Annotated in this window: 26 protein-coding genes, 1 tRNA gene and 1 other annotated feature; of the genes, 25 read left to right on the plus strand and 2 right to left on the minus strand. The window is 44.4% G+C overall.

Going from position 1 to position 20,283, the window contains the following annotated elements:
* Window positions 1–4 precede the first annotated feature (4 nt).
* From miaA to FFM70_RS02380, 6 genes are all read left to right on the plus strand, one after another.
* Window positions 5–931 carry a tRNA (adenosine(37)-N6)-dimethylallyltransferase MiaA gene (gene miaA, locus FFM70_RS02355; protein ID WP_137615244.1) on the plus strand — a complete coding sequence of 309 codons (927 nt, stop codon included), beginning with the start codon at window positions 5–7 and terminating at the stop codon, window positions 929–931.
* Window positions 932–1,041: 110 nt separating this feature from the next.
* A complete protein-coding gene (locus FFM70_RS02360; protein ID WP_137615245.1) occupies window positions 1,042–1,422 on the plus strand; it encodes a MerR family transcriptional regulator in 381 nt (126 codons plus the stop codon).
* A 44-nt stretch (window positions 1,423–1,466) separates the two neighbouring features.
* Window positions 1,467–2,813: a type I glutamate--ammonia ligase gene (glnA, locus tag FFM70_RS02365; RefSeq protein WP_137615246.1), complete on the plus strand. Its 1,347-nt coding sequence runs from the start codon at window positions 1,467–1,469 to the stop codon at window positions 2,811–2,813.
* 186 nt (window positions 2,814–2,999) lie between these two features.
* Entirely contained in the window at window positions 3,000–3,887 is an 888-nt protein-coding gene (locus FFM70_RS02370; RefSeq protein WP_137615247.1) for an exonuclease SbcC, read from the plus strand.
* Window positions 3,877–4,827 (plus strand): hypothetical protein, encoded by a 951-nt coding sequence (locus tag FFM70_RS02375; protein WP_137615248.1) that lies wholly within the window; start codon window positions 3,877–3,879, stop codon window positions 4,825–4,827. The genes FFM70_RS02370 and FFM70_RS02375 overlap by 11 nt, the downstream gene beginning before the upstream one ends.
* Before the next feature lie 15 nt (window positions 4,828–4,842).
* The gene (locus FFM70_RS02380) at window positions 4,843–5,382 is read left to right on the plus strand and encodes a dUTPase (protein WP_137615249.1); all 540 of its coding nucleotides are present in this window, start codon (window positions 4,843–4,845) and stop codon (window positions 5,380–5,382) included.
* A gap of 76 nt (window positions 5,383–5,458) precedes the next feature.
* Here FFM70_RS02380 and FFM70_RS02385 read toward each other — a convergent pair whose 3' ends face one another.
* Window positions 5,459–5,953: a sunset domain-containing protein gene (locus FFM70_RS02385; protein WP_137615250.1), complete on the minus strand. Its 495-nt coding sequence runs from the start codon at window positions 5,951–5,953 to the stop codon at window positions 5,459–5,461.
* A gap of 204 nt (window positions 5,954–6,157) precedes the next feature.
* Between FFM70_RS02385 and FFM70_RS02390 the strand changes: the two genes are divergently transcribed.
* Both FFM70_RS02390 and FFM70_RS14025 read left to right on the plus strand, forming a co-directional pair.
* Window positions 6,158–6,231, plus strand: a tRNA-Arg gene (locus FFM70_RS02390).
* Between the two features lie 327 nt (window positions 6,232–6,558).
* Window positions 6,559–6,684, plus strand: coding sequence for a hypothetical protein (locus tag FFM70_RS14025; RefSeq protein WP_263390595.1), 126 nt, complete (start codon window positions 6,559–6,561; stop codon window positions 6,682–6,684).
* Window positions 6,685–6,765: 81 nt separating this feature from the next.
* Here the strand turns inward: FFM70_RS14025 and FFM70_RS02395 are convergent, their stop codons facing one another.
* Entirely contained in the window at window positions 6,766–6,921 is a 156-nt protein-coding gene (locus FFM70_RS02395; protein WP_137607473.1) for a hypothetical protein, read from the minus strand.
* Window positions 6,922–7,136: 215 nt separating this feature from the next.
* Here FFM70_RS02395 and FFM70_RS02400 point away from each other — a divergent pair, with 215 nt between their 5' ends.
* From FFM70_RS02400 to FFM70_RS02480, 17 genes are all read left to right on the plus strand, one after another.
* Entirely contained in the window at window positions 7,137–7,766 is a 630-nt protein-coding gene (locus tag FFM70_RS02400) for a TetR/AcrR family transcriptional regulator (protein WP_137615251.1), read from the plus strand.
* Between the two features lie 61 nt (window positions 7,767–7,827).
* Window positions 7,828–7,900, plus strand: a sequence feature (ribosomal protein L21 leader region).
* Window positions 7,901–7,922: 22 nt separating this feature from the next.
* On the plus strand, window positions 7,923–8,231 hold the full coding sequence (rplU, locus tag FFM70_RS02405) for a 50S ribosomal protein L21 (RefSeq protein WP_137607475.1): 309 nt from the start codon (window positions 7,923–7,925) through the stop codon (window positions 8,229–8,231).
* A 21-nt stretch (window positions 8,232–8,252) separates the two neighbouring features.
* A complete protein-coding gene (locus FFM70_RS02410) occupies window positions 8,253–8,588 on the plus strand; it encodes a ribosomal-processing cysteine protease Prp (protein WP_137615252.1) in 336 nt (111 codons plus the stop codon).
* 23 nt (window positions 8,589–8,611) lie between these two features.
* On the plus strand, window positions 8,612–8,890 hold the full coding sequence (rpmA, locus tag FFM70_RS02415; RefSeq protein WP_137607477.1) for a 50S ribosomal protein L27: 279 nt from the start codon (window positions 8,612–8,614) through the stop codon (window positions 8,888–8,890).
* Between the two features lie 124 nt (window positions 8,891–9,014).
* Window positions 9,015–10,079: a M24 family metallopeptidase gene (locus FFM70_RS02420; protein WP_137615253.1), complete on the plus strand. Its 1,065-nt coding sequence runs from the start codon at window positions 9,015–9,017 to the stop codon at window positions 10,077–10,079.
* A 72-nt stretch (window positions 10,080–10,151) separates the two neighbouring features.
* The gene (gene efp, locus FFM70_RS02425) at window positions 10,152–10,709 is read left to right on the plus strand and encodes an elongation factor P (RefSeq protein WP_137615254.1); all 558 of its coding nucleotides are present in this window, start codon (window positions 10,152–10,154) and stop codon (window positions 10,707–10,709) included.
* Between the two features lie 44 nt (window positions 10,710–10,753).
* Window positions 10,754–11,212, plus strand: a complete 459-nt coding sequence (locus FFM70_RS02430; RefSeq protein ID WP_137615255.1) for an Asp23/Gls24 family envelope stress response protein — start codon at window positions 10,754–10,756, stop codon at window positions 11,210–11,212.
* Window positions 11,209–11,628 carry a transcription antitermination factor NusB gene (gene nusB, locus FFM70_RS02435; protein WP_137615256.1) on the plus strand — a complete coding sequence of 140 codons (420 nt, stop codon included), beginning with the start codon at window positions 11,209–11,211 and terminating at the stop codon, window positions 11,626–11,628. The genes FFM70_RS02430 and nusB overlap by 4 nt, the downstream gene beginning before the upstream one ends.
* Window positions 11,629–11,771: 143 nt before the next feature.
* The gene (locus tag FFM70_RS02440) at window positions 11,772–12,632 is read left to right on the plus strand and encodes a bifunctional 5,10-methylenetetrahydrofolate dehydrogenase/5,10-methenyltetrahydrofolate cyclohydrolase (protein WP_137615257.1); all 861 of its coding nucleotides are present in this window, start codon (window positions 11,772–11,774) and stop codon (window positions 12,630–12,632) included.
* A complete protein-coding gene (gene xseA, locus FFM70_RS02445; RefSeq protein WP_137615258.1) occupies window positions 12,625–13,977 on the plus strand; it encodes an exodeoxyribonuclease VII large subunit in 1,353 nt (450 codons plus the stop codon). The genes FFM70_RS02440 and xseA overlap by 8 nt, the downstream gene beginning before the upstream one ends.
* Window positions 13,970–14,209: an exodeoxyribonuclease VII small subunit gene (locus tag FFM70_RS02450; RefSeq protein ID WP_137615259.1), complete on the plus strand. Its 240-nt coding sequence runs from the start codon at window positions 13,970–13,972 to the stop codon at window positions 14,207–14,209. The genes xseA and FFM70_RS02450 overlap by 8 nt, the downstream gene beginning before the upstream one ends.
* On the plus strand, window positions 14,202–15,092 hold the full coding sequence (locus tag FFM70_RS02455) for a polyprenyl synthetase family protein (RefSeq protein ID WP_137615260.1): 891 nt from the start codon (window positions 14,202–14,204) through the stop codon (window positions 15,090–15,092). The genes FFM70_RS02450 and FFM70_RS02455 overlap by 8 nt, the downstream gene beginning before the upstream one ends.
* A gap of 13 nt (window positions 15,093–15,105) precedes the next feature.
* Complete coding sequence (locus FFM70_RS02460; RefSeq protein ID WP_137615261.1) at window positions 15,106–15,921, plus strand: TlyA family RNA methyltransferase; 816 nt, start codon at window positions 15,106–15,108, stop codon at window positions 15,919–15,921.
* Between the two features lie 85 nt (window positions 15,922–16,006).
* Window positions 16,007–16,465: an arginine repressor gene (locus tag FFM70_RS02465; protein ID WP_137615262.1), complete on the plus strand. Its 459-nt coding sequence runs from the start codon at window positions 16,007–16,009 to the stop codon at window positions 16,463–16,465.
* Between the two features lie 62 nt (window positions 16,466–16,527).
* On the plus strand, window positions 16,528–18,222 hold the full coding sequence (recN, locus tag FFM70_RS02470) for a DNA repair protein RecN (protein ID WP_137615263.1): 1,695 nt from the start codon (window positions 16,528–16,530) through the stop codon (window positions 18,220–18,222).
* A gap of 224 nt (window positions 18,223–18,446) precedes the next feature.
* Window positions 18,447–19,655: a betaine/proline/choline family ABC transporter ATP-binding protein gene (locus FFM70_RS02475; RefSeq protein ID WP_307722483.1), complete on the plus strand. Its 1,209-nt coding sequence runs from the start codon at window positions 18,447–18,449 to the stop codon at window positions 19,653–19,655.
* On the plus strand, window positions 19,652–20,281 hold the full coding sequence (locus FFM70_RS02480; RefSeq protein WP_137615264.1) for an ABC transporter permease: 630 nt from the start codon (window positions 19,652–19,654) through the stop codon (window positions 20,279–20,281). Before FFM70_RS02475 ends, FFM70_RS02480 begins: the two co-directional genes overlap by 4 nt.
* The last annotated feature ends 2 nt before the right edge of the window (window positions 20,282–20,283 follow it).

Consider the following 20,283-nt stretch of genomic DNA (forward strand, 5'->3'; position numbering starts at 1 on the left):
ACGCTTGACAGCAAACAAGGTGTTATTGATTGCCGGCCCCACAGCTGTGGGCAAAACGGCGTTATCAATTGAATTGGCAAAAAAATTTAATGGTGAAATTATTTCTGGGGATTCAATGCAAGTCTATCGCCACTTAGATATTGGCACGGCAAAGGTCATGCCAGCCGAACGACAGGGTATTCCGCATTATTTAATTGATATTAAGACGGTACAGGAACGATTTACCGTGGCAGAATTTGTCACGCGGGCGACAGATCTGATCAATCAGATTCAGGCGCGCAGCAAGCTGCCCATCATTGCGGGTGGGACGGGTTTTTATTTGCAGTCCTTACTTGCAGGTTACCAGTTTGGGACGACTGAAACGGCCCCGGACATGACTTACCGGCAGACTTGGTTCGATTACGCGGCCGTCCATGGCACACCAGCCGTTTGGCAGGAACTGCAAGCGATTGACCCAACCGCCGCCGCTGCCATCGAGCCACAGAACTTGGTGCGGGTCGTTCGAGCCATGGAATATTGGCACACTAGTGGTCAGAAGTTTTCAGACCAGGCCGATGTCGCGCCCCAAACGTTGGATGCTCAGACGATTTGTCTGACGACTGAACGGCCATTGTTGTATGACCGGATCAATCAGCGTGTGGATCAAATGTTAACAGCAGGATTGGTCGATGAAGCTAAATGGCTTTATGATCAAGGTGGGGCCGACTTGCCGGCTGGGAAAGGCATTGGCTATCATGAACTCTTTCCTTATTTTGACGGGGAGCGGGATTTGGCCACAGCGATTGACCTAATCAAGCAAGATTCCCGCCATTACGCCAAGCGGCAACTAACTTGGTTCCGCAATAAAATGACGGTTGATTGGTATAATTTGCTACAAGCGCCATCCCAACGTACAGATATTGAGACAAAACTTGCTAGTTGGTTAAACTAAAAATTAAATTGGTATACCTATATAAATGATGTGATATTTTCTTACATGAATGATTGACATTCCGGAATGAGATTGCTAATATTATCACTGTATTAAAGAGGAGGGTCGTCATGAAAGAAAAGGAATTACGTCGTTCGTTAGCGGTACTACCAATTGGTACGGTTATGAAATTGACCAATTTATCAGCTCGTCAAATTCGTTATTATGAAGAACAAGACTTGATTCACCCGGAACGTAATGCGGGCAATCGCCGAATGTTTTCATTAAACGATGTTGACCGACTGTTAGAGATCAAAGATTATTTAGCCGATGGCATTAATATGGCTGGTATTAAAGCAATTTATACCATGCAAAAGCAAAAAGCCCAGCAAAAAGAAGCGGACTTGGCGCGGCCATTAACGGATAATGATGTACGCCGAATCTTACATGATGAGTTTCTGAATATCGGGGGCTTAAAAGCCAAGGATGGTCCGGAATATCCAACTCATTAATGCATCTGCATCCAGATAGTCAACCAATTTAAGGAGCGATTTTCATGGCAAAACAGCAGTATACTAAGGACGATATTCGTAAAATCGTCAAAGAAGAAAACGTTAATTTCTTACGTTTAATGTTCACTGATTTATTCGGTACCATCAAAAACGTGGAAGTGCCAGTTTCGCAACTGGACAAGTTATTAGATAACAAGTTAATGTTTGACGGTTCTTCAATCGACGGTTTTGTGCGGATTGAAGAAAGTGACATGTACCTGTACCCAGATTTATCAACTTGGTTGATCATGCCTTGGAACACGGAACATGGCAAGATTGCCCGGATTATCTGTGAAGTTTATACCACTGATCGCAAACCCTTCGAAGGGGATCCCCGTAACAATTTAATTCGGGTCTTAAGCGATATGCGTGACGCTGGTTATACCGCCTTTAACATTGGGACGGAACCTGAATTCTTCTTATTCAAGATGAATGAAAAAGGCGAACCAACGACCGAATTAAATGATAAGGGGAGCTATTTCGATTTAGCGCCAATGGACATGGGCGAAAATTGTCGGCGTGATATTGCGCTCGAACTCGAACGCTTAGGCTTCAATGTTGAAGCCAGTCACCATGAAGTTGCCCCTGGCCAACATGAAATTGACTTTAAGTATGCAGATGCTTTAGCTGCGGCGGACCACATTCAAACGTTCAAATTAGTCGTTAAGACGATTGCACGTAAATACAATTTATGGGCGACCTTTATGCCAAAACCACTCAATGGTGTCAACGGTTCTGGGATGCACGTAAATATGTCCTTGTTCCATGATCAAGGCAATGCCTTTTACGATGCCAGTGAAAAAGACGAGTTACAATTATCAACCGATGCTTATCACTTCTTAGGCGGGTTGATGAAGCATGCGCGTAGTTATACGGCGGTTACGAATCCAACCGTTAACTCATACAAACGGTTGGTTCCAGGGTATGAAGCCCCAGTTTATGTGGCTTGGTCTGGGTCAAACCGTTCACCAATGATTCGTATTCCAAGTGCTCGCGGTTTGTCAACGCGGTTGGAATTACGGAGTGTGGATGCTTCAGCTAATCCATACTTGGCTTTCGCTACTGTTTTGGAAGCCGGACTTGATGGCATTAAAAATAACATCGAACCACCAAAGCCAGTTGATCGCAACATCTATGTGATGGATGAAGACGAACGTCGGGCCGCTGGGATCGTTGATTTGCCATCAACGTTGCATAATGCGTTGAAAGAATTCCAAACTGACCCAACGATGAAGAAGGCTTTAGGGCCACACATTTATCAAAGTTTCTTGGAAGCTAAACGACTTGAATGGGCCTCATATCGTCAACAAGTTAGTGAATGGGAACGTGAACAGTACATGGAATTGTACTAATAAGACAATTAGTTAACGTTAATCGAGCGGTTAGAACACCGAGTTGGTCGTTCTAACCGCTTTTTTGTTATTTTTTTGGAAAATTGACGGCAGATGCCTTTATTAATCGCTTAATTTTCGGTAACATTAGGGACGGAAGTGCAATTCAGCAATTTGCCAATTATCAATGATTGCAAGGAGATTATCATGGAAAAACAAAATCAGCCAGATCTTGAAAAACAAGATCAATCTACGCGCGAGCTAACAAATAGCTTACAGCAAAAACTGGACTATTTATCAACGCTGCGTCAAGCAATAACGGCTGGTGACGACCGGTTAGTTTACGAATTGATCGATGGCGACCACTATCATCAAGCCTTATTGAACGAAGAGTCAAATCCAACTCGGAATGCGCAGGTGGATTTAATTACGGATGTTCATCCCGCAATCAGTCACTATCTTAGTACAAAATTGATTGATTATTTGGCACATGAATACCCATTCTTTTACTATGAAGAAACGCAGACTGGCGAGTTCCAGATTTATTTTGGGAATTGGTGGGATCGGCGACGCTTCGGTAAATTGAACGTCTTGAAAGTTGCGTTTGACTTTAGTCAGGAAGAATTTAACAAACTGCAAAAGACGTTTGAGCTGGCCGCTGCCCATAAACGGTTTAATACGGATCAGATTCAAAAAGTTTCGGCGGCGAATGATGAGTTGCAAAAGCTCATTGATGCGCAAGATGACCGTGATGCTCAAAAAGAAAAATTACGGCAACAACTTAAAGATAATGGTCAACGGAATTCCTTATTTGACTCGGGCCGAATCAAGGAAGAACGGCAACAAATTATTGATGAATTGACCAAATTAGCGGATGCGGATGAACAAGCTAACAATGCGCATGCCACAATGAAAGATAACGAAGCCAAAATTTTGACGCTTTCTAAAGAAGACACGATCTTAGCTTATGAAAAACAAGCGATCGAATCATCTTTTAAGAGCTTTGAAAACTTTAATGAACGTAACCGGAGTCTCTATGTGGACTACCTGACCACGTTGATTGGAAAGGCGCAGGTAGCAGCTGATGACGAATGAGACCAAGAAAATTGACTCGGCAACGCTAAGTACTCATGGCAAACTCGCGATGTTTAACGAAGGACTGAAAAAGGGCCTTGCAAATGGTGAAGCGTTCACGACGCTAATGGATCAGTTGATTGATACCACGGATGGGGAAACTTTACTGACCGCAGCTCAAAAACTGGCCAACTTTAAGTTGGATTCTGCTTACGTAACCTTTCCACATCAATATAAAAATGCGGATTATTACTTAATTTTCATGAGTCGCCTTTTAAGTATGCATGATGATGAGCAAGCCACATTGAACACGCGGGCACACAGCGAAGCACTTTATCATGTTTTTGAAGCGTTGTCAGATGACTACACGTTCCTGTATTCGGTTGTCGCTGGTGAGAATGGTGGCGCCTACTACCGGGAACAAACTACCGGTGAAAACTTATTCTATATTCACTTGGAACGGCGCTTACTGCGTTTTAACAGTACAGCGTTCACCAATTTATTTATTAATAAATTGCTATTAAAGGGGACTGGCGTTGATCAAATTAATACTGTCTTGGCAACGTTGATCAATTTTGGCCATTATTTACAAGATGATTTTGGCTTTAACGTTGATTTCAATATTCTGGACGTCAATAATGCTGCCCGCTATGAATTACGTGAAGCTAACTTGAATGGTGAAATTTTGGACAAACTATTTGTGATTGCGGCGCAACATGACTATATGTTACGCAATTCACCAAATGGTCACGGGGCTGAAATTGATTTGCCAGGGGAATTGGTCGTGGATGTCTTTGATGCCGGTACACCTGAAGCAGCTAAATGGGTCTTGACCGTCCGTGATCCTGAACAACGGGTCTCGTGGTTTGATATTTTATTACACTTTGACTTCATTCGTGATTGGTATTTGGCTAATATTGACTCCCTTGAAATTAAAGCGGATCCATTAGTCTTTGCGTAAGTAACGGAGGTCAAAATGTTAGATTTAACTGCACTATTACAACAATCGATTCATTTGGATCAAGATATTACCACGCGCCAGGCGATTCATTGGAAACCAGCGACGCGTTTACAGAATGCGATGGTTTCGTTAGACGTCGAATTAGCTGAAATGGCGAATACGTCGGAGTGGTTTAAAGTTTGGAAGATCCATAAAGGGAAAGCTGACGCGGGGAAGACCCATCGTGAGACCTTGCTTAACGAATATGTAGATGCGATGGACTTTTTCTTCTTAGTTGCAGCGATTCAACAGTGGACCCATTTAATTCCGCTGACTGCAGACGAATTGACGGCATTAAGTGAAAAGCAACCGACGGACTTGAACAAGCAGTATTTAGCCATTAAGCACTTATTGTATGACGCCTACTTTGACCATCGTCAGGTAAGCTACAAGCATGCTTGGCATGTCTTTTTAAAGATTGGATTCGTTGAGTTCGGTTATTCACAAGATGAGATTCAAGCGGCGTTCGTAGCGAAAAATCAAGTTAATGAAGAACGACAAGAAAATAACTACTAAGCTAAAAGTGTGGCCAGCAGCTGCACTTCAGCGCTGCAAAAAAGCATCCGGGTCAATCCCAGATGCTTTTTGCTCGTTATTTTTTTGATCGGCGATAGCCAGCTGCAATTGCGGCGGCTTCACTGTCGAAGTGGACACCGTTACCGGTTGGATTTCGATCGCTATGTTGGCCGGGAACGTGATAAATTTTGCTCTTAGGATTACCCCAGATGACACTAGTTTTTTCTGCGGTGGTTTTAGTGGTTGCTGTTGCGCTCTTTGTGTTAGCTGCCGTCGTGGCTGGCGCTGTTTGACTTTGACTGCTGGCGGTGGAACTGCTAGATGGTTGTGTCATTTCGTCAGCAATGCTAGCGTCTAACGCTTGGATTGGCTGACTGGAAGCAGAATTATTGGAACTGCTGATTGTCGTACTAGCAGAATGGCTAGTCGTACTCCCACTTGAGGTTGCTACGGCCGTCGATGAGCTAGACGTGGTTGAGTCGGCACTAGTTTCTGAGCGACAACCAGTTAAGATGACCCCAGTAGCGGTTAATAAAATAAGACCTAATACTTGATGCTTAAACTGTTTCATGACTGAAACGCCTCCAAAGCAATAAATTTTTCGTGACTTTGAGCCACTATTACTTAAATACGTCGTTTGGAGTAGGTTTCATTTTTAATTTTGATTATTTTTCAACAGAATGGTCAAGATGTTCGGTCACCCTAAATCCGTTGTTAGCTGGCTAAATAAGAATTGACAGCCTTTCTTTTGTTAACTATAATTAATCTTGTTGTTGTCGCGGTAGCTCAACTGGATAGAGCATCCGCCTTCTAAGCGGAGGGTTGTGAGTTCAAGTCTCACTCGCGACATAACTGATTAAATAGCGCCGATTGTTAAGTTCAGCTTAGCAATCGGCGCTATTTTAGTGTCATCAAAACGATGATTCTTGGGGTTGCAGACACAGATTGTAACTAGCACGTCACTGATCCCAACACGCTCAGCAGCGTGCTGTGTGCCCAAATGTAAGCCAATTTTGGAACTGACTGGTGACAATTTAATTGGTTAGATGGTTTAAATAACTTAAGAAAAGTTAAAAGTTAGGTGGAAAAAGTGACATTTTAAACATTTCACTTGAAATGTTCCTGTAACATAAAGATAATATAATTGTAATCAGAGAAAGGGAAGGTGTGACGCTCATGGGTTCAGTTTTAGCAATTATCGGCATGCTTGCCATTGCCGGCGGTGTTCAATATTATTCAAATTTTGTCAAAAAGGAAAATGCAGCAAGTAAACACTTCACTGCTTCCCGCGACAATCGCTAACCAAATCGTCTTTTAAAGTCACTAATCATGATGAGGTCCAAAAAAAGAACTGACCAGCAAGTGGTCAGTTCTTTTTTTTAATTACTTGATTTTTGGTGTTGCTTCGATGGTTTCAGTCTTGCCAGCAGCGAAACGTTGGATGGCAGCAGTTTGCTTTTCGCGACGAATGCGCTTTTGCTTATCAGCAACTGGACGACGTGATGCCCATGTATTGTATGGCTTACGTACTTCGGTCATGAGAGAAATTCCTCCTTTATTTAGTCCAATAACAATTATTGTAAAGCTAGTATAACGTAAAATGCAACAAAAATTAATGAAAAAGCTGTATTTTTTGAAAATTTCCCGAAAATTATGTACGTTTAGGCATAATTTGTCTTGATTGCTCGAACTGTTAGACACTTTTTCGAAATGATGGTATATTTAAATCAATTGAGAAAGTAGGGAAGTTAACTATGAGTCACGACATGGATCCACGCGTCGATAAGACCCGCCGACATTTACGGCAAGCACTAATTACATTACTACAAAATGAGCAAGTTGAAAACATCTCGGTTCAGGAACTGACTGCCACGGCGTCCGTGACTCGCGGGACCTTTTATCTTCATTATAAAGATAAACCAGCCTTTGTTGATCAAGCTTTAGATGATCTGGTCACGGATTTGTTTGATCAGGCGATTGTTTCGGTCCCCGTTAGTGACGTGATCACGAATCCACTCGATCCGCTCCGACGAGTCCAAGTCCTGTCACTATCGAAGGCGTTGGGATATGTTGATCAGCACGCAGAAGCGTTTAAGACGTTGTTGCTCGACCAGAGTCAGTTGGCCGTCAATCAACGGATCAATGAACAGCTCACTAAATGGATGCAACGGTTCTATCACGATTTTGAGGATCAGTTTGCGGATCTAGAAGTTCCGGTCAGTGTACAGATTGCGTATTATGTTTCGGCCACGACAGGAATCATTACGGATTGGCTGGCACATGACATGATTTATACGCCACGCTATCTGACTAAATGTATTAAAAAGTTACATCATCTAATGACGGCACGTAATATTACGTTCACTGATTTCTTCGTTCAATGAAAATATTACTTGACTAGTCATCGGTATTTTGATAGTATTTTCTTGTTGTATTTGTGGACTTCTGCAGCTACAACCGCACGGATTGAGTATTAAGTCCAGCAATGGCGCTTAATCTGGCGAGTCTAAGTGATTCATAATTTAAGGAGGTGCACAAACGTGTACGCAATTATTGTAACTGGTGGTAAACAATATAAAGTTGAAGCAGGCCAAGCAATCTATGTAGAAAAGCTTGATGCTGCTGCAGGCGACAAAGTTACTTTTGATCAAGTAGTTTTTGTCGGTGGCGACTCAACCAAGATTGGTACGCCTACTGTTGATGGTGCGACGGTCGAAGGTACTGTTGAAAAACAAGGCCGCGAACGTAAAGTGATTACTTACAAGTACAAGGCTAAGAAAGGCCAACATACTAAGAAGGGTCATCGCCAACCATACACTAAGGTAACGATCGACACAATTAATGCATAAATAAGAAAGTAGGCATTCCTTATGATTCAAGCAATGATTTATCGTAATCCGGACAGTTTAATTACTGGCTTTCGATTGACGGGTCATGCTGATTCAGGTGCTTATGGACAAGACATCGTTTGTGCGGCAGTTTCAGTTTTGGCAATCAGTACAATCAATGGGATTGAACAAGTTGCTCAGCTAAAACCCGAGGTCCAAAGCGATGAAGCCAACGGTGGTTTGTTGATTGCAGATTTTACTAAGCTTGACTTAACAAATTCTCAATTGCAGACACTGCTTGAAAGCTTCACTCTTGGATTAAACGATGTTGCCGCGAACTATCAGGACTATATCCGAGTTCGTGAACAAACACGATAACCACATTCGGAGGTGGACTCACTATGAAAATGAACTTGCAATTCTTCTCTCACCATAAAGGTGGCGGTTCAACTGCCAACGGTCGTGATTCAGCTGGTCGGCGTTTAGGTGCCAAACGGGCTGATGGCCAAACTGTTAAGGGTGGTAACATCCTTTATCGTCAACGTGGAACCCATATTTACCCTGGTGTTAACGTTGGCCGCGGTGGCGACGATACATTATTTGCAAAGGTTGACGGTGTCGTTCGTTTTGAACGCAAAGGTCGCGACAAGCGCCAAGTTTCTGTTTACCCAGCAAAATAATCTTTTGAAAGAGCCTCTGCTTGAGGCTCTTTTTTTAACGCTTGAGGTGCGAATTAGCCTTCCAGCGCGTCGATGTGACTCAAGTTTGGTATAATGAAGCATGAGTTATGATGGGAGTGACTGGATGTCTAGTCAAATTGAACGGTTACAAGCACGATTTGATCAGTTGAAGATCGATGCCTTTCTAGTTTCGAGTGAAGGCAATTTGCATTATTTAACTGGAATGGCGGATATGGCTGGCGACGGCTATTTGCTCGTTCTGGCGAATACAGTGTATTTGATTACGGATGCGCGTTACCAAACGGCGTTCGCGGATCAATATGATGCCGAGCATCTCATAATCACCCGCGACTATTTAGGTGCCGTTTGTGATGTGATTGCCGCGCAGCAAACGGGTGTCATGGGCTTTGAAGACGGGTTACCATACACGGCCTATAGTTATTTGGATGAAAATTTGGCCAGTGATTTGGTGGCGTTACCAAACATCGTTGAACAGATTCGGATGGTTAAGACGCCTGATGAATTAGCTAAGCTGCGAGCAACCGCTAAATTGGCGGATGCCGGCTTTGAGTATGTCACGAGTATCGTGCGTCCTGGCATGCGGGAGATTGATGTCAGCAACCTGTTAGACGCCTTCATGCGAACGCACGGTGCCAGTGGGCCATCCTTTACCACGATTGTGTTGGGTGGCGCTCGGGCAGCATTGCCGCACGGAACGGCGTCAAACGCCTTGTTGTCAGCTGGTCAACTCGTTACCTTGGATTTCGGTTACTTTTTGGCAGGGTATACGTCAGACATGACGCGGACCTTTGCATTAGGTCAGCCGGATGCCAAGCTTGCAGCTGCTTATGAGACGGTTAAAACGGCCCAGCAAGCGGTGGTCGACCAAGTTAAGCCTGGCGCTTTGAGCGCTGAGCTAGATGCAGTCGGGCGTCAGCTCATCACGGATGCGGGCTACGGTGAAGCCTTTAATCATGGTATGGGACACGGGATTGGCCTCGAGATCCATGAAGGACCGCTGATTTCAACCCATGGTGATGAGAAACTGGTCAGCAATAGTGTTGTAACGGTTGAACCCGGCGTTTATTTCCCTGGTTTAGGTGGGATGCGCATTGAAGACGATGTGCTAGTCACTACAACGGGACATGAACGTTTGACGACGGCCACGCGTGATTTATTGATTTTATAATGGTAAGACAGTTGCCACGGTGGCTCTGTCTTGTTATAGTAATAAAGATATCTTCATAGGAGGAACTTTTATATGATTTCTACAGCAGATTTTAAAAACGGTTTAACAATTGAAGTTGACCATGCCATTTGGCGTATCGTGGAATTCCAGCACGTTAAGCCTGGTAAGGGTGGTGCTTTCGTACGTTCAAAGCTTAAGAACTTGCGGACTGGTGCCGTTCAAGATAAGACTTTCCGTGCCGGTGCTAAGATGGAACAAGCTCCAATCGAAAAGAGCACGATGCAATACCTTTATGAAGATGGCGACAACTATGTCTTCATGAATACGGATACCTACGAACAACTTGAAATTCCTGGCGACCACATTCAATCAGAATTGAAGTTCTTGAAGGAAAACATGGAAGTTCAAGTAACCTTATACAATGGCGAAGTTTTAGGTATCGAATTGCCTAATACGGTTACCTTGGATGTTACCGATACTGAACCTGGTATCAAGGGTGATACTGCTTCTGGCGGTTCAAAACCAGCTACTTTGGAAACTGGTGCGATTATTCAAGTCCCATTCTTCGTTAAGGCTGGCGACAAGTTGATCGTTAATACGGTTGACAGCACCTACGTTTCTCGGGCTTAATTTTTTAATAGTACCGACAAACATGGAATTGGAGGAATGTCAAAATGGCTGAAAGTAGCAACATTACGTTACAAAGTAAAGAACCCAGCTTGGGACAAATTCAAATTGCACCAGAAGTGCTTGAGATAATCGTTGGTATCGCGGTAAGCCAGATTGATGGGGTTAACCGGATGCGTGGCTCGATTTCTTCCAGTGTAAATGAGTTGTTCGGTCGTAAAAAGCCACTCAGTAAAGGTGTTAAGTTAACGATTGTGGATGACCAAATTAGTGTGAATGTCTATGCTTACTTGGATTACGGTGTTTCCGTACCTAAAGTGGCTTTAGCGATTCAAGATAAGGTCAAACAACAAATTTTGTTCATGACCGATTTGGCCTTGAGCGAAGTTAACGTGCACATTACTGGGATCGTCACTGAAAAGACTGAAAGCGGGATCGACCCGAATAATCTTTTCGGTGATGCTGACCCGGAAACCCCAGAAAATGAAGACGGTGAAGAATCTTGAGTTTAACGCGTCATGAAATTCGTGAAAAAGCGTTTCAAGCCTTATTTGCCTTGAACGCTAACCCAGATGCTGATGAAAATCAGTTGTATCAACAATTACTCAATCCTGATGAAACCGCGGAATTAGAAATTCCGAGTTATCTCAGTACGTTGGTTACGGGTGTCACGGAACATCAAGCGGAATTAGACGCCCAAATTCAAACTTACTTAAGTAGCACATGGTCATTAGATCGGTTGGCAAAAACTGATTTGATCGTCTTGCGCATTGCTTTTTATGAGTTGAAATATGTGGATGATGTGCCTGCCAAGGTTGCCGTCAATGAAGCCATCGAATTAACAAAGGCTTTCAGTGATGATCAATCACGGAAATTTGTGAGTGGCGTCTTGGGTAAAGCCGTCATGAACGATAACATTTAGTCTAAAACCGAACAATATTATGTTCAATTTGAAAGCCTGGCAAGTTGCCAGGCTTTTTTTCATAACTCTTAGTGAACCTGCTATATTATCCGCCACGGAATATGCTAAAATGAAAAAAGACAAATCAAAGGAGCGTGGCGTGTGTGACAACACTTATTGATGGTAAAGCCGTAGCGAAACAAGTTAATCAGGCAACGCAAGCTGAAGTTGCCAAGTTAGTTGAACAAGGTGTCCAACCTGGAATCGTAGTCATTATTGTGGGGGCAGATCCAGCCAGTCAAATCTATGTTCGTAACAAGAATCGCAAAGCCGAGAAACTCGGGATGCACTCCATCGTGCGCGAGTTACCAGTTTCAACGACGCAAGCCGAACTACTATCAATCATTGCCGAATACAATGCAGATCCATCAATTCATGGAATCTTAGTGCAATCACCATTACCAAAACAGATTAATGAACCGTTAGTGACCATGGCGATTGATCCTAAAAAGGATGTCGACGGATTCCATCCAACCAACGTTGGAAAACTAGTCACGAATTTTCCGGGCAACTATCCGGTGGCAAACACGCCGCGCGGAATTATGACGATGCTCGCGGCCTATGATATTGATCCAGCGGGCAAGACGGCCGTCGTCATTGGCCGTAGTACGATTGTGGGTAAACCCATGGCCGCATTATTAACCAATGCTAACGCGACAGTTACAATTGCCCATAGCCGAACAGCTGACTTAAAAGCGGTCGCTCGCACGGCGGATATTTTAGTTGTGGCAACCGGGATCGCTCATCTGATTTCCGGGGCAGATATTAAACCGGGGGCAACGGTCATTGATGTTGGGATGGATCGCGATGAAAATGGCAAATTAGTGGGCGATGTCGATTTTGACTCAGCACAAGGGATTGCAGGTGCGATAACACCAGTTCCCGGTGGTGTTGGTCCGATGACGATTGCCACTTTGATGCAAACAACCGTAGAATTAGCAAAGTGGAGTGATTTAGGTGAGTGACAGTCAGCAATATTTGACAGTTTCCGCACTGACGCAATATATTAAGCGCAAGTTTGATGTGGACCCGTATTTAGGCAAAGTCTATTTAACAGGTGAGATTTCTAATTATCGACCACGACCGAATACGCATCAGTATTTTAGCTTGAAGGATGACCATGCCAAGATTTCGGCAATCATGTTTCGTTCCGCCTTCGCCAAAGTGAAGTTTCAACCAGAAGTCGGGATGAAAGTGTTAGTCGTCGGCCGAATTGGGTTATACGAGGCAAGTGGTAGTTATCAGATTTACGTGGAACGCATGGAACCAGATGGGGTCGGTGCGCTTTATCAAGCTTATGAACAATTGAAAAAGAAATTAGCGACTGAAGGGCTTTTTAGTGCGCCTAAACAGCCGTTACCACGTTTTCCTAAGCGTATTGCGGTGATTACGAGTCAGTCTGGGGCTGTGATTCGTGATATTATCACGACTGCCCGGCGCCGTTACCCAATTGCACAGATCGTGTTATTCCCTGCACAAGTCCAAGGTGACGCGGCAGCACCGGAAATTGCCCGCCAAATTGAGCGCGCAAATGCGGCTGGGACGTTTGACACCTTGATCATTGGTCGGGGTGGTGGCTCAATTGAAGACTTATGGCCGTTTAATGAAGAAGTCGTCGCTCGAGCGATTGCTGCGAGTGACTTACCAGTGATTTCGTCGGTCGGACACGAAACGGATACGACGATTGCTGATTTAGTTGCCGATGTCAGAGCTGCGACGCCAACGGCTGCAGCCGAACTAGCAGTGCCAGTTTATAACGATATTTTGTTACAACTGAATCAGGACCGAACGCGGCTTTTCAATGCGTTTCAAAATTCAGTTCAACGGGATCGACAACGCCTGAATAAGTTAACCGGTTCGTATGTCTTCACCCAACCGAATCGCCTATATGAAGGCTATATTCAAAAACTAGACTTCTTGTCGGAACGGCTAAAGCAAGCGGGAGCGCAACGATTATCTCAATCGCAGCAGGCCTATCAATGGTTAGCCCAACGATTGGGGCAGCAGACGCCGATCCATCGCGTTCGCCAGGCGCAAACGCAGTTGACGAATTTACAGCAACGTTTACAACGAGGGGCGCAATTAGTCCTGACAGGTAAGGAGCAGCAGTTGAACCGCACGATTCAATCGTTAGACTTACTGAGCCCGTTGAAGATTATGGGCCGTGGCTATGCTTTTGTGACGCACGAGGATCAAATCGTACGGTCAGTCAAACAAGTTGCGCCGAATCAGACCGTCGCTGTCCATTTTGCGGATGGTGAAGCGGAAGCGACTATTACAAAGATTGATGGAGGAAAAACAAATGGCTGACAAACCAACTTTTGAAGCAAATTTAACGCAATTAGAAACAATCGTGAACCAATTAGAGCAAGGCGACGTGCCACTAGAACAAGCTTTGGATCAATTCCAAAAAGGGGTTGCCCTGAGCAAACAGTTACAAACGACGTTGGAAGGGGCCGAGAAGACACTGACTAAGATGATGGACGAAAACGGCAGTGAAGTCCCATTCGAGCAACCACAAGCCTCTGATTCCAATGAGTAAGCAACAGTTAGCGGCCTTTGAAGCAACTTGGCGACCACGGCTCAATACTTATTTGGACGAGAATTTACGGTCAGTCAGTGATCAGGCTAGTTTGACCGCATCAATGCGTTATTCAGTGCTTGCTGGTGGCAAACGGTTGCGACCTTTATTGACGCTAGCAGTCTTGACGGTTTTCGGGAAGGCCATTACAGCGGCTAATTTACGTGCCAGTGCGGCCTTGGAATTAATGCATACTTATTCGTTAATCCATGATGATCTTCCTGCCATGGATAATGACCGATTGCGTCGAGGCCAACCGACCAATCACGTTAAGTTTGGTGAAGATATTGCCATTTTAGCAGGTGATGCCTTACAACCACTGACCTTTCAATGGTTAGCGGACAGTGGGCTACCTGCTGAACAAGTGACTAAATTGACTTTGGGTCTAGCACAAGCGGCTGGGGCAGCGGGGATGGTTGCTGGTCAAGTTGCGGATGTTCAGGGCGCTGGGACGCGTTTAGCCTTACCAGCTTTACAACAGTTACACCGTGAAAAAACGGGCGCCTTGATTCACTATGCCGTGTTGGCAGGTGCCATCCAAGCCGAGGTTGTCCCTGATGTGCAGACGGCGTTATTGGCCTTTGGTGATGCTTTTGGTTTAGCTTTTCAAATCTATGACGATATCTTAGATGTGACGAGTACGCCCGAACAACTTGGTAAGCAGACTCATAAAGATGCTGGTGAGCATAAAAACACTTATCCTGGACTCTTAGGACTTGCAGGAGCTCAGGATGCGTTGCACCAAGCTGTGACGACTGCCCAAACGGCGCTTGATCGTGCTGAACAATTGAGTCAACGGGATTTAAGCTTATTGGCATCGTTTTTAACGTATTTTATGAATTAGAGGACTTATATAGATGGAAAAAGAACGGATCGACGTTTTATTAGTGCAACAAGGACTATTTGATACGCGGGAAAAAGCCAAGCGTGCCGTGATGGCTGGTGAAATCTTAGGCGTTAATGAAGAACGGCTGGACAAGCCGGGCGTCAAGATTCCAGTGACGACTGAATTACATTTAAAGGGCAAGCCGATGCCTTACGTTTCTCGAGGGGGCTTGAAGCTTGAAAAAGCGCTTAAGAGTTTCGAAATCGACGTGACCGATCGGATCGTCTTAGACATTGGCTCTTCAACGGGTGGTTTTACGGATGTCATGCTACAAAATGGCGCCCAGATGAGCTATGCCTTGGATGTTGGGAGTAACCAATTGGTCTGGAAATTGCGGACTGATCCACGGGTCGAAGTGATGGAACATACCAACTTTCGTTACAGCAAGTTAGCCGACTTTAAGCGTGGCCAACCCAGCTTTGCTTCGATCGATGTGTCATTCATTTCCTTACATTTGATTTTGCCACCGCTCCATGCCATTCTTAAAAATGGTGGCGAGGTCGTCGCGTTGATCAAGCCGCAATTTGAAGCCGGTCGTGAAAACGTGGGTAAGCACGGGATTGTGCGTGATCATGCCGTTCATACGGCCGTCTTAACCGACATTGTCAATTTTGCACAATCTGCCGGCTACAATGTCTTAGGTTTGGACTTTTCACCGATTAAAGGCGGCGAAGGCAATATTGAATTTTTAGTCCATTTGCAAGCGACTGATGGGGTCGCTGAAATCAAACCCGCCGTATCCATTGAACAGACGCAGCAAGCCGCTTACGACCAATTGAATAAGTAATTATTTTGTAATCCAGTCTTTCATATTTATGCAAAATAGCTTATGATGTGGTTAGTGAACTGACTAAAACGCCGGGGGTGATCGGGTGAAAAAGCAGGAGCGCCAACGCTATATTAAACGATTATTAAGTTCAAAAGAAATTGAACGACAAGAAGACTTTGTCAGCTTATTACATGCAGAAAATATTGAAGTGACGCAAGCCACCATTTCTAGAGATATTAAGGACATGCAACTGGTTAAAGTTCCCTCGGCAACGGGTGGCTATCATTACAGCCTACCGGTCCAAAAAAAGATGAATACTGAAAAAAAACTCAAACGGACTTTGAAAGATGCCTACGTGTCCTATGCGACGCAAGATAAATTCGTCTTGATCAAAGTTTTACCCGGCAACGGCCCAGCACTCGCCTCGTTAGTTGAAGCGATGCACTATGAGCATGTGTTTGGGACGTTGGGTGATGATTCGACCGTCTTAATTATCTGTAAATCACTCGATGCGACCTTAGAATTACAACAAACGCTTCAACGACTATTAAGCGATAACTAAGGGTTATCATGGGCCTGTTCTCGATTCGTGAGACGGGCCGTTTTTTATAGGGGGAATCTGCGGTGTTACAAGAATTATCAATTACGAACTTTGCAATCATCGAGCAATTGGATATCGCTTTTGAAAATGGCATGACGGTTTTGACTGGTGAGACTGGCGCCGGAAAGTCGATCATTATCGATGCGGTCGGACTATTGGCTGGTGGCCGTGGCTCCCAAGAGTTTATTCGAACCGGTGCGGATAAGGCAGTCTTGCAAGGCATGTTTATTTTGCCAGCAGATGGTGTCACGGCGCGCATGTTGGATGATGCGGGTATTGATCATGCGGATAATACGGTGATCCTGCAACGTGAGATTGCTAAAAGTGGTCGGAATACTTGTCGAATTAATGGGATGTTAGTGAATACGACGACGCTTAAGCGAATCGGTGAAACGATTGTCGATATTCACGGTCAAAATGAACATCAAGAACTCATGCAACCTGAAAAACATCTCGGTTTGTTGGATGAGTTTGCTGCGCAGAAGGTGCAAAAATTAAAAGCGACCTATGCCCAACAATACGATGATTATCAACAATTGAGCCAAGAATTACGACAAAAAAATACCAATGAAAAAGAATGGGCACAACGGCTTGATATGTTGAATTTTCAAGTTGATGAAATCGCCGCGGCCCAAGTTAAAGTTGGCGAAGAGGCCGATTTGACTGCTGAACGAGACCGCTTAGATAACTATCAGACGATCAATCAGGCCTTACAACAGAGTTATAGTTTATTGACAGCTGAGGAAGAAACGCCAGGGGCTGTCGATATTGTGGGGACCGCGATGAATGCTCTGGAACCGATTGCAAATCTGGATTCGGCTTTCAACGATATTACGGTCAATGTCAAAAACGCCTTTTATGCGTTACAAGATGCGGCCGGACAAATTTCTAATCAGTTGGATTTGCAAGAGTTTGACGAGGGTCGTTTGGATGAGATCGAGCAACGGTTGGACGTGCTAAGTCAGCTGAAGCGGAAGTATGGCGATTCCGAACAGCAAATTTTGGATTATTACAAAAAAATTGCTGCCGAGCTCGCAAAGATGACCGATTCGGAAGAAAATAGTGAAGACTTATCGCAGCGGGTTGCCGAACAAAAAGCTGCTTTACTGAAAACTGGGCAGGCACTTTCTGATAAGCGCCGGACTTGTGCGAAGAGCCTTCAGCGCCAGATCCATCAAGAATTGAAAGATTTATATATGGATAAAGCGATTTTTGAAGTGCGGTTTAAGCCAACGAAAGGCCAAATCTATCGGAGTGGTTTGGATAGCGTTGAATTTTATATTCAGACGAACCCTGGTGAACGGATGCGACCGTTAGCAAAAATTGCTTCTGGTGGGGAACTTTCCCGGATGATGTTGGCCTTGAAGACGATTTTTTCAGAGTCTCAAGGCATTACGAGTATTATCTTTGATGAAGTGGATACTGGGGTCAGTGGGCGTGTAGCTCAAGCGATTGCGGAAAAGATTAGTGGAATTGCGAAATTTTCACAAGTGCTCTGTATTACGCATTTACCACAAGTGGCTGCGATGGCTGACCATCATTATTTCATTGCGAAAAAGATCACTGGTCATCGAACGAAAACCAGTGTGGCTAAATTGGCTCAGCCCGATCGCGTCCAAGAGTTGGCTCGGATGTTAGCTGGAACCAAAGTGACTAAATTGTCGCTAGAACATGCGGAAGAACTGTTACGGTTAGCCAGTGAAGAAAAAGTGGATTAAGCGTAGTGATACGATCAAAAAGTTTGGCAATTAAGTGCCAAACTTTTTTTGTGTCAATGGGGCGGGTATCGGCGGTATGATTGGTATTTTGGTGGGGAACGGCTGAATTGTACTGTCGACTTGTTTGCAATTGGGACGTTTTATAAGTTATGATTTAATGTGTACTGCTTTAGAAAATAAATTATTGAAATAAAAAGATAGGAGTGATGAGCTTGTTTCTGACAATGGAACATTTGAATAAAACTTATCCCGGTGGCAAAGTTGCCGTCGAAGACTTTAACCTGGAAATTGAAAAGGGTGAGTTTATTTGTTTTATCGGGACTTCTGGTTCGGGTAAGACGACAACGATGCGGATGATTAATCGGATGTTGAGTCAGACTTCAGGAACAATTAAGTTAGAGGGGGAAGATATTGGTAAGTTAGACCCCGTTAAATTACGGCGAAAAATCGGCTATGTTATTCAAAATATTGGCTTAATGCCACATATGACGATTCGTGATAATATTACGTTAGTTCCTAAATTGCTTAAATGGCCACAAGATAAGATGAATGAACGGGCTAAGGAAATGATCAAGTTAGTCGAATTACCTGAAGACTACTTAGATCGTTATCCTTCCGAACTATCTGGTGGGCAACAACAACGGATCGGGGTCGTGCGGGCTTTAGCTGCGAACCAAGATCTAGTTTTGATGGATGAACCTTTTGGGGCGTTGGACCCAATTACCCGAGAAGCGTTGCAAGATTTAGTTAAAGATTTGCAAGAACGTCTCGGTAAGACCTTCGTGTTCGTGACCCATGATATGGATGAAGCCCTCAAGCTGTCGACTAGAATCGTGGTCATGGATGGCGGTAAAATCATGCAAGTTGATACGCCAGATGGCATTTTGCGGCATCCAGCCAATGAATTCGTGGAGAACTTAATTGGTAAAGATCGTTTGATTCAAGCCCGCCCAAGTATTACGACGGTTGGTCAAGTGATGCTGAAGAATCCAATTTCGACGACCCCAGGGAAGTCTTTGACCGATGCGTTGCGCTTGATGCATGAAAAGCGAGTCGATTCACTGTTGGTCACAGATGAGGCCAATATCCTTAAAGGGATGATTGGCATTGAAGATGTGGATTATAATTTCAATTCGGCAACGAGTGTCGATGATATTATGAATCGCGACATTTTCTATGTCCAGTCTAATTCATTGATTCGTGATACGGTTGAACGGATCTTAAAGCGGGGCTTCAAAAATATTCCCGTCGTTGACGATCAACATCGGTTGGTCGGTATCGTGACGCGGGCAACCTTGGTTGATATCGTTTACGATGCCCTTTGGGGTGATGAAGAAGAAGATGAAGAAACCAACAATATTCATCATGAGGCCGACGCAACGGCAGTAAGCGGTAAATCGCAAACTGGCGCTGAAGGCGGTGATCAGCAATGATCACGTTCTTACAAACCTATGGCACACAATTGCTACTGAAAACTTGGCAACATTTATATATTTCAGCCATCGCGCTTGCCTTGGGGATTATTGTTGCCGTCCCATTAGGGGTGCTATTGACTAGAACAAAATCTATCTCTGGTTTTGTGATGGCGATTGCTAGTATGCTCCAAACGATTCCAGCCATGGCATTATTAGCGTTAATGATTCCATTCTTTGGGATTGGTGCAGTCCCAGCGATTATTGCGCTATTCATCTATTCGTTACTGCCAATTTTGCGTAACACCTATCTAGGGTTGGAAGATGTTAATCCAGCCTTGATCGATGCTGCTAAAGGGATGGGGATGACGGCTTGGCAATCGATTATTAAGGTCGAGTTACCAATGGCCGCACCTGTGATCATGGCTGGGATTCGGTTGTCAGCGACTTATGTGATTGCTTGGGCAGCATTGGCTTCATATATTGGTGCCGGTGGTTTAGGTGATTTCATTTTTAACGGATTGAATTTGTATCGGACTGATTTAATTTTAGGCGGTTCGATTCCGGTCATTATCTTGGCCTTGATTGTCGATTGGTTATTGGGCAAGCTGGAAGCTGCAGTGACCCCACGGACGACGCAGGCGTAAGG

Source organism: Lactiplantibacillus nangangensis, assembly GCF_005405065.1.
Taxonomy (GTDB): domain Bacteria; phylum Bacillota; class Bacilli; order Lactobacillales; family Lactobacillaceae; genus Lactiplantibacillus; species Lactiplantibacillus nangangensis.

Coding starts and splice junctions, on each gene's coding strand:
- FFM70_RS02370 (WP_137615247.1), top strand. CDS start 3,000: ATGGAAAAACAAAATCAGCCAGATCTTGAAAAACAAGATCAATCTACG.
- efp (WP_137615254.1), top strand. CDS start 10,152: ATGATTTCTACAGCAGATTTTAAAAACGGTTTAACAATTGAAGTTGAC.
- FFM70_RS02480 (WP_137615264.1), top strand. CDS start 19,652: ATGATCACGTTCTTACAAACCTATGGCACACAATTGCTACTGAAAACT.
- FFM70_RS02455 (WP_137615260.1), top strand. CDS start 14,202: ATGAGTAAGCAACAGTTAGCGGCCTTTGAAGCAACTTGGCGACCACGG.
- FFM70_RS02450 (WP_137615259.1), top strand. CDS start 13,970: ATGGCTGACAAACCAACTTTTGAAGCAAATTTAACGCAATTAGAAACA.
- FFM70_RS02375 (WP_137615248.1), top strand. CDS start 3,877: ATGACGAATGAGACCAAGAAAATTGACTCGGCAACGCTAAGTACTCAT.
- FFM70_RS02395 (WP_137607473.1), bottom strand. CDS start 6,921: ATGACCGAAGTACGTAAGCCATACAATACATGGGCATCACGTCGTCCA.
- glnA (WP_137615246.1), top strand. CDS start 1,467: ATGGCAAAACAGCAGTATACTAAGGACGATATTCGTAAAATCGTCAAA.
- FFM70_RS02475 (WP_307722483.1), top strand. CDS start 18,447: ATGGAACATTTGAATAAAACTTATCCCGGTGGCAAAGTTGCCGTCGAA.
- rpmA (WP_137607477.1), top strand. CDS start 8,612: ATGAAAATGAACTTGCAATTCTTCTCTCACCATAAAGGTGGCGGTTCA.
- FFM70_RS02410 (WP_137615252.1), top strand. CDS start 8,253: ATGATTCAAGCAATGATTTATCGTAATCCGGACAGTTTAATTACTGGC.
- FFM70_RS02460 (WP_137615261.1), top strand. CDS start 15,106: ATGGAAAAAGAACGGATCGACGTTTTATTAGTGCAACAAGGACTATTT.
- FFM70_RS02380 (WP_137615249.1), top strand. CDS start 4,843: ATGTTAGATTTAACTGCACTATTACAACAATCGATTCATTTGGATCAA.
- FFM70_RS02420 (WP_137615253.1), top strand. CDS start 9,015: ATGTCTAGTCAAATTGAACGGTTACAAGCACGATTTGATCAGTTGAAG.
- FFM70_RS02400 (WP_137615251.1), top strand. CDS start 7,137: ATGAGTCACGACATGGATCCACGCGTCGATAAGACCCGCCGACATTTA.
- FFM70_RS14025 (WP_263390595.1), top strand. CDS start 6,559: ATGGGTTCAGTTTTAGCAATTATCGGCATGCTTGCCATTGCCGGCGGT.
- FFM70_RS02430 (WP_137615255.1), top strand. CDS start 10,754: ATGGCTGAAAGTAGCAACATTACGTTACAAAGTAAAGAACCCAGCTTG.
- FFM70_RS02360 (WP_137615245.1), top strand. CDS start 1,042: ATGAAAGAAAAGGAATTACGTCGTTCGTTAGCGGTACTACCAATTGGT.
- FFM70_RS02385 (WP_137615250.1), bottom strand. CDS start 5,953: ATGAAACAGTTTAAGCATCAAGTATTAGGTCTTATTTTATTAACCGCT.